The 11,838-nt window shown below is 64.3% G+C and carries 11 protein-coding genes; 7 read left to right on the top strand and 4 right to left on the bottom strand.

The features are described from left to right. Nucleotides 1–179 precede the first annotated feature (179 nt). Entirely contained in the window at nt 180–1,274 is a 1,095-nt protein-coding gene (locus tag PQ627_RS08625) for a pyridoxal-phosphate-dependent aminotransferase family protein (protein ID WP_274260079.1), read from the bottom strand. A 167-nt stretch (nt 1,275–1,441) separates the two neighbouring features. Between PQ627_RS08625 and PQ627_RS08620 the strand changes: the two genes are divergently transcribed. The 6 genes from PQ627_RS08620 (at nt 1,442) to purM (ending at nt 6,620) form a co-directional block, all read left to right on the top strand. Continuing rightward, complete coding sequence (locus PQ627_RS08620) at nt 1,442–2,272, top strand: phosphatase PAP2 family protein (RefSeq protein ID WP_274260077.1); 831 nt, start codon at nt 1,442–1,444, stop codon at nt 2,270–2,272. Between the two features lie 152 nt (nt 2,273–2,424). Then, nucleotides 2,425–2,934, top strand: a complete 510-nt coding sequence (uraD, locus tag PQ627_RS08615) for a 2-oxo-4-hydroxy-4-carboxy-5-ureidoimidazoline decarboxylase (RefSeq protein ID WP_274260075.1) — start codon at nt 2,425–2,427, stop codon at nt 2,932–2,934. Beyond that, nucleotides 2,931–3,272 (top strand): hydroxyisourate hydrolase, encoded by a 342-nt coding sequence (gene uraH, locus PQ627_RS08610; RefSeq protein ID WP_274260073.1) that lies wholly within the window; start codon nt 2,931–2,933, stop codon nt 3,270–3,272. Before uraD ends, uraH begins: the two co-directional genes overlap by 4 nt. 87 nt (nt 3,273–3,359) lie before the next feature. Then, the gene (locus tag PQ627_RS08605) at nt 3,360–3,692 is read left to right on the top strand and encodes a hypothetical protein (protein WP_144661278.1); all 333 of its coding nucleotides are present in this window, start codon (nt 3,360–3,362) and stop codon (nt 3,690–3,692) included. A 157-nt stretch (nt 3,693–3,849) separates the two neighbouring features. Beyond that, nucleotides 3,850–5,475 (top strand): amidophosphoribosyltransferase, encoded by a 1,626-nt coding sequence (purF, locus tag PQ627_RS08600; protein WP_144661277.1) that lies wholly within the window; start codon nt 3,850–3,852, stop codon nt 5,473–5,475. Then, entirely contained in the window at nt 5,472–6,620 is a 1,149-nt protein-coding gene (gene purM / locus PQ627_RS08595; protein WP_274260070.1) for a phosphoribosylformylglycinamidine cyclo-ligase, read from the top strand. Before purF ends, purM begins: the two co-directional genes overlap by 4 nt. A gap of 65 nt (nt 6,621–6,685) precedes the next feature. Here purM and PQ627_RS08590 read toward each other — a convergent pair whose 3' ends face one another. Together PQ627_RS08590 and PQ627_RS08585 are read right to left on the bottom strand one after the other, a co-directional pair. Continuing rightward, nucleotides 6,686–7,456, bottom strand: a complete 771-nt coding sequence (locus PQ627_RS08590; RefSeq protein ID WP_274260068.1) for a VOC family protein — start codon at nt 7,454–7,456, stop codon at nt 6,686–6,688. Between the two features lie 182 nt (nt 7,457–7,638). Continuing rightward, nucleotides 7,639–7,863: a DUF3073 domain-containing protein gene (locus PQ627_RS08585; RefSeq protein ID WP_011776148.1), complete on the bottom strand. Its 225-nt coding sequence runs from the start codon at nt 7,861–7,863 to the stop codon at nt 7,639–7,641. A gap of 243 nt (nt 7,864–8,106) precedes the next feature. On the opposite strand from PQ627_RS08585, the gene PQ627_RS08580 reads away from it, so the two are divergent. Next, a complete protein-coding gene (locus PQ627_RS08580) occupies nt 8,107–9,033 on the top strand; it encodes a septum formation family protein (protein ID WP_274260062.1) in 927 nt (308 codons plus the stop codon). A gap of 12 nt (nt 9,034–9,045) precedes the next feature. On the opposite strand, the gene clpB is transcribed toward PQ627_RS08580, so the two are convergent. After that, nucleotides 9,046–11,703 carry an ATP-dependent chaperone ClpB gene (gene clpB / locus PQ627_RS08575; protein ID WP_274260059.1) on the bottom strand — a complete coding sequence of 886 codons (2,658 nt, stop codon included), beginning with the start codon at nt 11,701–11,703 and terminating at the stop codon, nt 9,046–9,048. Between the last annotated feature and the right edge of the window lie 135 nt (nt 11,704–11,838).

The raw sequence follows: 11,838 nt of genomic DNA, 5'->3' as shown, positions 1-11,838 counted from the left end.
AGCGTGGAGGCGCTCGGGCATCCGCCGCAGGACGTTAGGCGACTCCGGGAATTCAGGCGACCGCAGCGGAAAACGAGCGAGCGTTGCGCCCAAACCCGAGGGACGTGAGAGAGCGACGCACTCAAACCCTTGGGATGTGAGAGAGCGTTGGGTTCAAGCGGGAGGGATGTGAGCGAGCGTCAGGCCTTTGCGAGGGCTTCTTTGAGCGCACCCAGGACCAAAGTCACAGAGGCACTGTTGGCATTCGGGCCCATCATGCCGATACGCCACACCGTGTCGGCGAACTCCCCTACGCCGGAGCCGATCTCGATACTGAAGTGCTCCAAAAGGTAAGCGCGGACGGCTGCCGAGTTGACGCCGTCGGGCACTTTCACGGTGGTGAGGCTCGGCAGGCGTGAGCCTTCGGCGGCGAACAGTTCCAGTCCCATCTCCTGCAGTCCGCCCTGCAAAGCAGCGCCCGCGGCGCGGTGCCGGGCCTGCACGTTCTCCAAGCCCTCGGCGAGGATCCGGTCCAGGGCCGCCTCGAGTCCGGCGATCATGGTGACGGGCGCGGTGTGGTGGTACGTCCGCGCGCCTGAGGCAGCCCCGACGTACCCGCCGAGCAGACCGATGTCGAGGTACCACGAGCGCGGATCCTTGACGCGGCGCTCGAACGCGCGATCTGACACCGTGAAGGGCGAGAGCCCCGGCGGGACGCCCAAGCATTTCTGGGTGCCGGCGTATCCGACGTCGATGCCCCAGTCGTCTGCCCGAAGGTCCAGTCCGCCTATGGACGTGACGGCGTCGGTGATCAGCAGGGCGTCGCCCTTCCCGGCTCCGAGGGCAGCAATATCCGAGATCACGCCCACGGACGTCTCTGCATGGACGGCGGCGATGACCGTGGGGTTTGGGTGTGCGGAGAGGACACGGTCGGCATCGACCGGCTGGCCCCATACGTGGTCCACCCGGATGACTGTCGCCCCGCAGCGCCGGGCGACCTCACACATGCGCGCCCCAAAAAGTCCGTTGACGGCGATGACAGCTACGTCGCCGTCGGACACGGTGTTCACGAACGCCGCTTCCATGCCGCCGGAACCGGTGGCGCTTAACGGAAGGGTCCGCGCGTTGGCCGTGCCCCACACGGTCCGTAGCCCCTCGCAGGTGTGGTCGAGGCGCTCGATGAACACCGGATCAAGGTGGCCCAGCACCGGGTAGGCCAGAGCGGCCATGGCCTCGGGGTAGCAATTGCTCGGGCCGGGACCGAACAGGAACCTGGATGTCAGAATGTCGGGCATGCGAACTCCTTCAGTTGAGGTCATTCTGCCCCAGCAGCCGTTGTGAGGCCCGCTCTTCGTGCCAAAAGTCGGGCATGGGGCGCATATCAGGCCCCGCAAAGGGAACTCCAAAGCGCAAATGCTAAGGTTACTCACTAATATCGAAGCCGCCACGATAGGGGACGAGAGTGACGACTGAAGGAAGCAGCCCCGCAGAACAGGGCGTACGGGGTGAAGTAAACCAGGACCGCTTCGTCGCCGGGCAGGACCTGACGCGGTGGAAGTCCCCGGCGGGCCGAACCTTGGCCAAGGGCGCGGAGCGGGTCACCAAATTCCTGGGCCCCTACGCAGCCCTCATCATCACACTCCTGGTGGGCCTCGGTGTCACGCTTGCCCTGGCATGGGCCTTCGGCGAAGTCTACGAGTCCGTCACAGAAGCCAACGGCGTCGCGAACTTCGATCACCCCGTGCTGGAAGCAGCCAAGTCCGTCCGCTCCCCTGCTGCAGATGCGGCCATCACGGCCTATACGAATGTAGGCGGCACCGTTGGCATGCCACTCATCGCGGTGGGAATCATGATTTTCCTGGCAACCCGCAGGCGTTCGTGGACTCCGGTCATTCTGATGCTCGCAGCCGGCCTGGGTTCGCTCCTGATCACCATCCTGGGAAAGCCGCTGTTTGGCCGCACACGCCCCGATCTTGCGGACGCGATCCCGCCATACGAACATTCGGCTTCATTCCCCAGCGGCCACTCCCTGAACTCGATCGTGATCGCTGGAATCGTGGCCTACCTGATCATCCTGCGGGTCAAGACCGCCAGGGCAAGGGTCATCACCATAGTCATCGCCGCCGTCTTTGCGGCAACCATGGGCCTGAGCAGGGTCTACCTCGGCCACCACTGGCTGACCGACGTCCTGGCCGCGTGGGCCATTGGCATTGCCTGGCTGGCCTTGGTCATCACCGCTCACAGGCTCTATCTGACAGTGCGCACGAGGCGTCATCACGAGGTAGTCTCTTGACACCAGCCGGGCGACTCCGCTTAACTGAATTACGTATGCTGAAATAACAGTTCCATGATGCGGAAGCCAGAAAGCACAAGCTTCCTCCCGAAAGCGGGGGTTCCGCATAGCCCACACCATGGATGCCAGCATTTTGTACGAGGATGACAAGCATGGAGCTTGCAGTATTCAACAGCGTCGACCGGGACGAGGCCATCAAGACCCTCACCCCCTGCCTGGATATCAGCCGCTGGGTGGAAGCCGTCGTCGACGCGCGCCCCTACGCCAGCGTCGATGAACTCCTGGCCCAGGCCGAACGCGCCGCCGAGCCCTTTACTGCGGCCGAGGTGGAATCAGCCATGGCCCACCACCCCCGCATCGGTGAACGTCCCAAGGCACAAACCACCGAGGCGGCCATGTCGCGTTCGGAACAAGCCGGCGTCGACCCCGGGGACAACGAGACGACAACCGCGCTGGCAGAAGGCAACCGGGCGTACGAAGAGAAGTTCGGTCGCGTCTTCCTGATCCGCGCCGCCGGTCGCAGCGCCCAGGAAATCCTCAGCACGCTGCAGGAGCGCCTCAACCACACCCCCGAAGAAGAAGACACGATTGTGGCCGGACAGCTGCGGGAGATCGCGCTGTTGCGTCTCTCCGGCCTGGTCAGCGAAGGAGCCAACGCATGAGCGTTTCACAAATAACCACGCACATCCTGGACACCGGTTCCGGTCGCCCGGCGGCGGGGGTCGCCGTCGTGCTTTACGTCCGCGAAGGCGACGAATGGACCCTGGTGGCCAAGGGCGAAACCGATGCCGACGGCCGCATCAAGACCCTTGGCCCGGAGCGCATCCCGGGTGGCGCCTACCGCCTGAGCTTCGCCACCGGCGCGTACTATGAAGGCCTCGGCACTGAGACCTTCTTCCCGGAAGTGGACCTCAACTTCACAGTTTCCGACGCCGGCGAGCACTACCACGTGCCGCTCCTGTTGAGCCCGTTCGCCTTCTCGACGTACCGCGGCAGCTAACCCGCCAAGTTTGTACAGGTAATGCCCTTAAGGAGTCTTCTTAGGGGCATTATCTGTACCCAAACGCGGAACGGTACGCTTGAAGGCATGGCTTCAGAGGACACCACCCCCAACACCGCCCGCCGCGAAATCACTGTTCGCCGGGCACCCAAGTTCGTTCCCTTCATGATTTTGGGCGCGGTGGTGGGGGCAATCGTGGCCGCAATCATCGCTTACGGCCGCCCGGCAGATCCCGCCTTCGACGCCAGCACAGTCTTCGGATTCTTCCTCACCGTCTGTGCCGGCGGCGGCGTCATCCTCTTCTCCATCCTGGCCCTGGTCCTGGACCGCATGAGCGTCAAGCGCTCCGAGCGTGCGGTCGTGGAGGCCGTTCCGGATTCGGTTCCGGACGAGGGACCAGAGAACGACGGCGTCCGCTAAGTCAGGTGCCCGTCCCGCCCTTTTGCGGGGGAGCCAATGTGAGACACACCGCATTTTCGGCCCGACACGCCTGATCTTCGCCTTTTCTGTAGGGGTGGGCGGGGTCATATAGGCTGCGGGGGAACGTACCACGCCCACAACATGAGACAATCGACCAGTGGCACGTGGCGACGGAAAACTTTCTCATGATCTTCTCCCCGGCGAAAAAGGCCCCCAGGACGCTTGTGGCGTCTTCGGTGTCTGGGCTCCCGGTGAAGAAGTAGCAAAACTCACCTATTACGGGCTGTATGCGCTGCAGCACCGCGGACAAGAATCGGCTGGTATCGCTACCAGTGACGGCAAGCGCATCAACGTCTATAAGGACATGGGCCTTGTGTCCCAGGTGTTCGATGAGACAACCCTGAACACCCTGACCGGGCACCTGGCCGTGGGCCACTGCCGGTACTCCACCACCGGTGCAAGCCACTGGGCAAATGCGCAGCCGACCCTCGGCGCGACAGCAACCGGCACGGTTGCACTGGCCCACAACGGCAACCTGACCAACACCGCTGAGCTCCGGGAAATGATCCTCCAGCGCAACGACGGCCAGCTGACCGGCGAAATGAAGCAGGGCAACACCTCCGACACCGCACTGGTGACCGCTCTCCTTGAAGGTGAAGAGGGCAAGACCCTGGAGCAGACCGCTCTGGAGCTGCTTCCCAAGATCAAGGGTGGCTTCTGCTTCGTGTTCATGGACGAGGGAACCCTCTACGCAGCGCGTGACACGTACGGCATCCGGCCGCTGTGCCTCGGCCGCCTGGATCGCGGCTGGGTTGTCGCCTCCGAACAGGCCGGCCTGGCCACCGTCGGTGCCAGCTTCATCCGTGAGATCGAGCCCGGCGAGTTCATCGCGATTGACGAGGACGGCGTCCGTTCGCAGCGCTTCGCAGAGCCGACACCGGCCGGCTGCGTCTTCGAATACGTTTACCTGGCCCGTCCCGACGCCGCCATCGCCGGCCGCTCCGTCTACGAGTCCCGCGTGGAGATGGGCCGCCAGTTGGCCCGCGAGAACACCCACGAGGCAGACCTCGTCATTCCGGTGCCCGAGTCCGGCACTCCCGCCGCTGTGGGCTACGCCGAACAGTCCGGGATTCCGTTCGCGCACGGCTTCGTCAAGAACGCCTACGTTGGCCGTACCTTCATCCAGCCTTCACAGACGCTGCGCCAGCTCGGTATCCGACTTAAGCTCAACGCCTTGGAGTCCGTGATCCGCGGCAAGCGCATCGTGGTGGTGGACGACTCGATCGTCCGCGGAAACACCCAGCGCGCCATTGTCCGTATGCTGCGGGAAGCCGGCGCCAAAGAGGTCCACGTCAAGATCTCCTCTCCCCCGGTCCAGTGGCCTTGCTTCTACGGCATCGACTTCGCCTCCCGCGCGGAGCTGATCGCCAACGGCGCCACCATCGACGAGATCTCCCAGGCCATCGGCGCCGACTCGCTGGCCTACATCTCCGAAGACGGCATGATCGGCGCCACCCAGCAGCCTCGGGAACGTCTCTGCACCGCCTGCTTCACGGGCAAGTACCCGATCGAACTGCCGCACGCCGACAAGCTGGGCAAGAACCTGCTGGAGCGCACCGACCTGGGTGGCCTCACCCCTGCTGAAGACTCCGTTGAAGAAACCGAGGATCCGGCCGAGAAGCCGGGTGCCACCGGTTGCGATCCAGGGCCCGACGCCGAATTCGAGAACCTCCTGACCGACGCTGATCGTTTGACCGACGCCGACAAGAAAGAGTCTGTATGACCTCCGCAACCCCCGCCGCTGAAAACAACGCCGGCATCACCTACGCTTCGGCAGGTGTCGACGTCGAAGCGGGAGACCGCGCAGTCGAACTCATGAAGGGCGCCGTCAAGGCGACCCATAACTCGTCGGTGATTGGCGGCGTCGGCGGTTTCGCTGGCCTGTACGACGTCTCAAAGCTCCTGACCTACAAGAAGCCGCTCCTGGCGACCTCCACCGACGGTGTCGGTACCAAGGTGGCCATTGCGCAGGCCATGGACATCCACGACACCATCGGTTTCGACCTGGTGGGCATGGTGGTGGACGACATCGTTGTTGTGGGCGCCGAGCCGCTCTACATGACGGACTACATCGCCTGCGGCAAGGTTGTTCCGGAGCGCATCGCCGACATCGTCCGCGGTATCGCTTCGGCTTGCTCCGTGGCCGGTACCGCCCTGGTGGGTGGCGAAACCGCCGAGCACCCGGGCCTCCTGGGCGAGCACGAATACGACGTCGCAGGTGCCGCCACCGGTGTTGTAGAAGCTGACGCACTGCTCGGCCCGGACCGCGTCCGCGCGGGCGACGTCGTGATCGGCATGGCGTCCTCCGGCCTGCACTCCAACGGTTACTCCCTGGTCCGCCGCGTCATCAACCACGCCGGTTGGGCACTGGACCGTCAGGTTTCCGAGCTTGGCCGCACGCTGGGTGAGGAACTCCTGGAGCCCACCCGCGTCTACGCCGCCGACTGCCTGGACCTGGCCCGCACGTTCCCGGTTTCCGCCGGAGCAGCTGTTCACGGCTTCAGCCACGTTACCGGTGGTGGCTTGGCCGCAAACCTGGCACGCGTCCTCCCGCAGGGCCTCGTCGCCACGGTTGACCGCGCCACGTGGGAGCTCCCTGCGATCTTCAAGCTCGTTTCCGAGCTCGGCAACGTTCCGCTGGCCGACCTGGAGCGTACGCTGAACCTCGGCGTGGGCATGGTTGCGATCGTTTCCCCGGAAGCTGCCGACGCCGCAGTCGCCCGCCTCAACGAGCGCGGCCTGCCGTCCTGGGTCATGGGTACCGTCACGGAGAACTCGGACTCGATCGACAAGACCGGTCCGGATTACGTCCAGGGTGCCAAGGGTGTCGACGGCGGCGCGGTCCGTTTGGTGAACGCCTACGCCTAAGCGTCCTCTCGCTTGAAAAGCGGCCCGGCAGTTGATCCAACTGCCGGGCCGCTTTTAGTTGGGTACTAGACCTGGATCAGGCTCAGGATTCCGCCCTGGGGGTCCATGATGGTGGCCAATGACCCAGCCTCGGGTTGGTCTTCGGGTTCCACCAGAAGCTCTCCCCCGGCCGCGACGGCTGCGTCGGCGGCCTTCCGGACATCAGCCACCCCAAAGTACACCTGCCACGCGGCGTCGTCGCCCTCCTCGGCAGGGACAATGCCGGCCACCTCATCACCGCCGACCATCAGCGTGCTGTAGCTGCCGCCGTCGTCCTGGGGATATTCGGTGACCTCGTAGCCGAAAAGCTGCTGGAAAAACGCGACGGCGGCCTGGGGCTCAGGAGTGAGAAGTTCGGCCCATGCCAGCGCACCGTGCTCGTTGTACAGGTGGCTGCCAATATGCGTTCCCGCCTGCCAAATCCCCGTGGTTCCCCCGCCTGCTGCCTCGATGAACGCCAGCACTCCCGTATCGGCAACTGCCTCGGGGCCGAACTGCAGCTTGCCGCCGGCGTGGGCAGCGTCCTCGGCTACTTCTTCCGTGTCCGTGGCGGCCAGGTAGATGTTCCACTGTCCGTGCGTCCCGGCGGCTTCCTGCAGGGGATTCTGCGGAGCGATGACAGCCACCAACTGATCTTTCACGAACGCCTGCGAATAACTGCGTCCGTCCGGAGTCGGCAGGTCCTTGTACGACCACCCAAACACCTGCTGGTAGAAATCCTTGGCAGCCGCGACGTCCCTGGTCTGCAGGTCCGCCCAGCAGGGCTCGCCGCTGGCGTAGTGCTTTCTCTCCGTCATGCCTTTAATCCTGCCACGGCCAGGACTTGGGCCTCAGCAGAAAAGGCCCCCAGGGTACGCCAATGAGCGGCGTGCCCTGGGGGCCCTTTTCAAAAGATGTACGGCATCCGGGGATGCGCGATGACCTGATGTACGACGGCGGTACGCAACTCAGTGCCAGCGGCACCTGTTGGTTGCGACAGCTATCCGATACGGCGGGTGTCTACCTCGTCGTCATCATCTTCCGCGTACTTGTCCTCGTAGGCCGAGTAGTCCGGCTCCGGAGGATCGTCCGGGAAGTGGCTCTTTACACGACTGGATGGCCCCGTGAGCTCACGCTCAAGTGCCGAATAGTCAGTGTTCGGGGAGTAGTACTTGATGTCCCGAGCCTGCTTGGTAGCTTTTGCCTTTTGACGGCCGCGCCCCATGGCGTGACCCCCTTTTGTACTTGGACCGGAGGTGGTCACCTTGGCTATCGGTGAGGCCCCGGAATGTTTGGTCAATTTGTCGTATGTCTAGATTACATGCTTTCAGGGGTGCCTGTGCGCCACATAGGCCCCGAGTCCAGGCCCCACACCGTCAAAACCAGCCATATGCACCTCCAAGCACGGGGAAAATTGGGTAGAGTCGGCCTCAATGCGGCTCCACAGCAGGAAGGCACACCCGGAAATATGAGCCAGGACAACACCTCACCGCGTGATGGTTCACCACACGATCAGGGCAAGGAGGGTGCGTCCCCCGCGCCTGAAACACCTCGCCCGGCACCTGGCGAACAGCCTGAAACGGAGCCGGGGACAACACCGTCGGGCCTCCAACCCGACCCCGCACCTGAGCTCGACCCCGACTTCGTCCCCAACCCGGCCGAGCAACCTGATCCGGCGCTGCCCCCGGAAAACGGTGCGGCAAACACAGACCCAGCGCCCGGCGGCGAGCCGAACTACCCGTGGCAGCTGCCTTATACGAACCAGTCACAGCCGGGTCAGCCCTATACGGGCCAACCGTACCCGGGACAGGACGCAGGACAGCCTTACACGGGCCAGCCATACCCTGCCCAGCAAACGGCCCAGGAATGGCAGCCGGAGCCGCATGGCGATCCGGTCAAGCGCCAGCGTCTTGTCATTGGCGGAATCGTTGTCGGTGTCCTGGTTCTCATTGGCGTGGTGATTTGGGTTCTGCTCAACCTGCTCGGCAACCGGCCTGAAGCCAGCGTGGCGAGCCCCAGTGCCTCGGCAACGCTTGGCCCGCTCCCCCGCGACACGAACGCGAAGGACTTCCAGATAGGCGATTGCTTCGCCAGCTTCGACCCCAAAGCCAGCGAGGCCAGGGCGGTTGCCTGCGACACCGAACATTCAGCCCAGCTCGGCGCAGTGTTCAGCTATGGCGCTGACGAGTCCTTCCCGGGCGCCAATGCCCTTCGGGACAAGGGCCGGGAAGTGTGCAAGACCGTGAAGCTCAACGATGCGGCCGCCAACTACGTGCTGCTCCAGCAGAACGTGTACCCCAGCAGTTCCAGCTGGGACCGTGGCGACCGCCGCGTTGATTGCTTCATCGTGGTGGACTCCGGCAATACCATCAAGGAAGACCTCCTCGAGAAGTAGTGCCGGACCGTCCTACTTCCGGCGGACGGTGAGGCCCGTACCGGCGGGGGTCCCGCCGTCGGCGTTTGACAACGCTTCCAAACCGTCGATGGTGAGCTCGTCCAAGTCCGCCGCAGTATCGACCAGTACGGTGTCGCCGTCGCTGATTTCGCCGGCCAGGATTTCCTTGGCAAGGCGGTCGCCGATCTCGCGCTGGACCAGTCGACGCAGCGGCCGGGCACCGTAGGCGGGATCGTAGCCGGACATGGCCAGCCACGCCCGGGCGCCATCGGTGACCTCGAGCGTGAGCCGCCGGTCCCGGAGCCGCCTGCTGAGCTCGTCGACATGCAACTCCACGATCCGTGCCAGTTCCTCAACGGACAACGGATCGAAGAGCACGATCTCGTCCAAACGGTTCAGGAACTCGGGCTTGAAGGAGGCCTGGACCACGGCCATGACGGCTTCGCGCTTGGCTTTGGCATCCAGCGACGGATCCACCAGGAACTGGCTGCCCGAGTTGGACGTCAGCACCAGGATGGTGTTCCGGAAGTCCACGGTGCGGCCCTGCCCATCGGTGAGGCGACCGTCGTCGAGCACCTGCAGCAGGATGTCGAACACTTCCGGGTGGGCCTTCTCAACCTCGTCCAGCAGCACCACGGAGTACGGCCGGCGTCGGACAGCCTCGGTGAGCTGGCCACCCTCTTCGTACCCCACGTATCCGGGAGGGGCACCCACCAGGCGGGCCACAGCGTGCTTCTCGCTGTACTCCGACATGTCGATCCGGATCATGGCTCGTTCATCGTCAAACAGGAAGTCAGCCAAGGCCTTGGCCAGCTCTGTCTTACCAACGCCGGTGGGGCCCAGGAACAGGAACGAACCCGTGGGCCGGTTGGGGTCGCTGATCCCCGCACGGGCACGGCGGACGGCGTCGGACACGGCCTGTACCGCCTTGGACTGCCCGATCAGTCGCTTGCCGAGCTCCTCTTCCATGTGCAGCAGCTTCTGGGACTCACCCTGAAGCATGCGGCCGGCCGGGATACCCGTCCAGGCAGAAATGACCTCGGCAATGTCATCGGCAGTGACTTCCTCAGCGACCATCAGCTCCGGCTTTGAATCACTGCGGGCGGACTCCTCCTCGGCTGCCGCGCTCAGCTCCCGTTCCAGGGCCGGCAGCTCGCCGTACAGGATCCGCGACGCCGATTCCAGGTCACCTTCGCGCTGGTGCTTGTCGGCAGCGGAGCGCAGTTCATCGATCCTGGCCTTCAGGTCACCCACACGGTTCAGTCCGGCCTTCTCAGCCTCCCACCGTGCGTTGAGGGCGTTGAGTTCTTCCTTCTTGTCCGCCATGTCAGCGCGAAGCGCGGCGAGCCGCTCAACGGAAGCAGGATCGGTTTCGTTCTGGAGGGCGAGCTCTTCCATGGTCAAACGGTCGACGGCGCGGCGGAGCTGGTCGATCTCTTCCGGCGCCGAGTCGATTTCCATGCGGAGCCGGGACGCGGCCTCATCCACGAGGTCGATGGCCTTGTCAGGCAGCTGGCGCCCCGAGATGTAGCGGTTGGACAGCGTGGCTGCGGCAACCAGCGCCGAGTCGGCGATGGCTACCTTGTGGTGCGCCTCGTAGCGCTCCTTGAGGCCGCGGAGGATGCCGATGGTGTCTTCAACGCTCGGCTCTCCCACGTAAACCTGCTGGAAGCGGCGCTCCAGGGCGGGGTCCTTCTCGATGTTCTCGCGGTACTCATCCAAGGTGGTGGCACCGATCAGGCGGAGTTCCCCGCGGGCCAGCATGGGCTTGAGCATGTTTCCGGCGTCCATGGCGCTCTCGCCCGTGGCGCCGGCGCCAACAACGGTGTGGATCTCGTCAATGAACGTGACAATCTGCCCGTTGGAGTTCTTGATCTCCTCCAGGACGGCCTTCAGGCGCTCCTCGAACTCACCGCGGTACTTTGCGCCAGCCACCATCGATGCGAGATCCAAGGCGATGAGCGTCTTGCCGCGCAGGCTCTCCGGGACGTCGCCGGCCACCATCCGCTGCGCGAGGCCCTCGACGACGGCGGTCTTCCCAACGCCGGGCTCACCGATCAACACCGGGTTGTTCTTGGTACGGCGGCTCAGGACCTGGACGACGCGGCGGATCTCGCTGTCACGCCCGATCACGGGGTCCAGCTTGCCGGAGCGCGCCACCGCAGTCAGGTCCGTGCCGAACTTCTCCAAGGCCTGGAAGGTGTTCTCCGGATCCGGGGAATTGACGTTCCTGTCACCGCGGACACCCGGCAGGGCGGCGAGAAGCGCCTCATGGGAGGCACCGGCGTCGCGCATTAACTTCCCGACGGCGTCACTTCCGGCTGAGAGCCCCAGCAGCAGGTGCTCGGTGGAGACGAAGGAGTCGCCGAGTTTGTCGGCCTCGTTCTGTGCGGCCTGGATGGCCTGCAGTGACTGCCGCGACAACTGCGCCTGCTGCACCGAGGCGCCAGACGACGACGGAAGGGCCTTGATGGCCGAGCTCGCCTGGACGCTCACGGCATCAGGGTCGGCTCCGGTCGCACGCAGCAGAGCAACAGCGACGCCCTCCCGCTGGTCCATGAGGGCCTTCAGCAGATGGGCGGGTTCCACTTGGGGATTTCCCGCGGTTGATGCGTTCATGGCGGCCGCAGAAAGGGCCTCCTGGCTTTTGGTAGTGAATTTGACGTCCAAAGAGAGCTCCCTTTCTGGAGAGTGACCAATACTTTCAAAGTTGAGTCTACTACGCTCAAGTTTGATTTGGCGGTCACTTGTTCCATGTTTGCCCACGGCGAAACCCATGTCCATAGCTGCACGGTTAGGCTGGGG

It is taken from the genome of Paenarthrobacter sp. AB444 (assembly GCF_028736865.1).
In the GTDB taxonomy this organism is placed as follows: domain Bacteria; phylum Actinomycetota; class Actinomycetes; order Actinomycetales; family Micrococcaceae; genus Arthrobacter; species Arthrobacter nicotinovorans_B.
The sequence above is the reverse complement of the archived record's forward strand: the minus strand, read 5'-3'. Positions and strand labels throughout refer to the sequence as shown.

Bases quoted from the DNA above. Each gene is read 5' to 3' on its own strand.
- PQ627_RS08625 (WP_274260079.1), bottom strand. From the start codon at position 1,274: ATGCCCGACATTCTGACATCCAGGTTCCTGTTCGGTCCCGGCCCGAGC.
- uraD (WP_274260075.1), top strand. From the start codon at position 2,425: ATGGAGCTTGCAGTATTCAACAGCGTCGACCGGGACGAGGCCATCAAG.
- uraH (WP_274260073.1), top strand. From the start codon at position 2,931: ATGAGCGTTTCACAAATAACCACGCACATCCTGGACACCGGTTCCGGT.
- PQ627_RS08605 (WP_144661278.1), top strand. From the start codon at position 3,360: ATGGCTTCAGAGGACACCACCCCCAACACCGCCCGCCGCGAAATCACT.
- purM (WP_274260070.1), top strand. From the start codon at position 5,472: ATGACCTCCGCAACCCCCGCCGCTGAAAACAACGCCGGCATCACCTAC.
- PQ627_RS08590 (WP_274260068.1), bottom strand. From the start codon at position 7,456: ATGACGGAGAGAAAGCACTACGCCAGCGGCGAGCCCTGCTGGGCGGAC.
- PQ627_RS08585 (WP_011776148.1), bottom strand. From the start codon at position 7,863: ATGGGGCGCGGCCGTCAAAAGGCAAAAGCTACCAAGCAGGCTCGGGAC.
- PQ627_RS08580 (WP_274260062.1), top strand. From the start codon at position 8,107: ATGAGCCAGGACAACACCTCACCGCGTGATGGTTCACCACACGATCAG.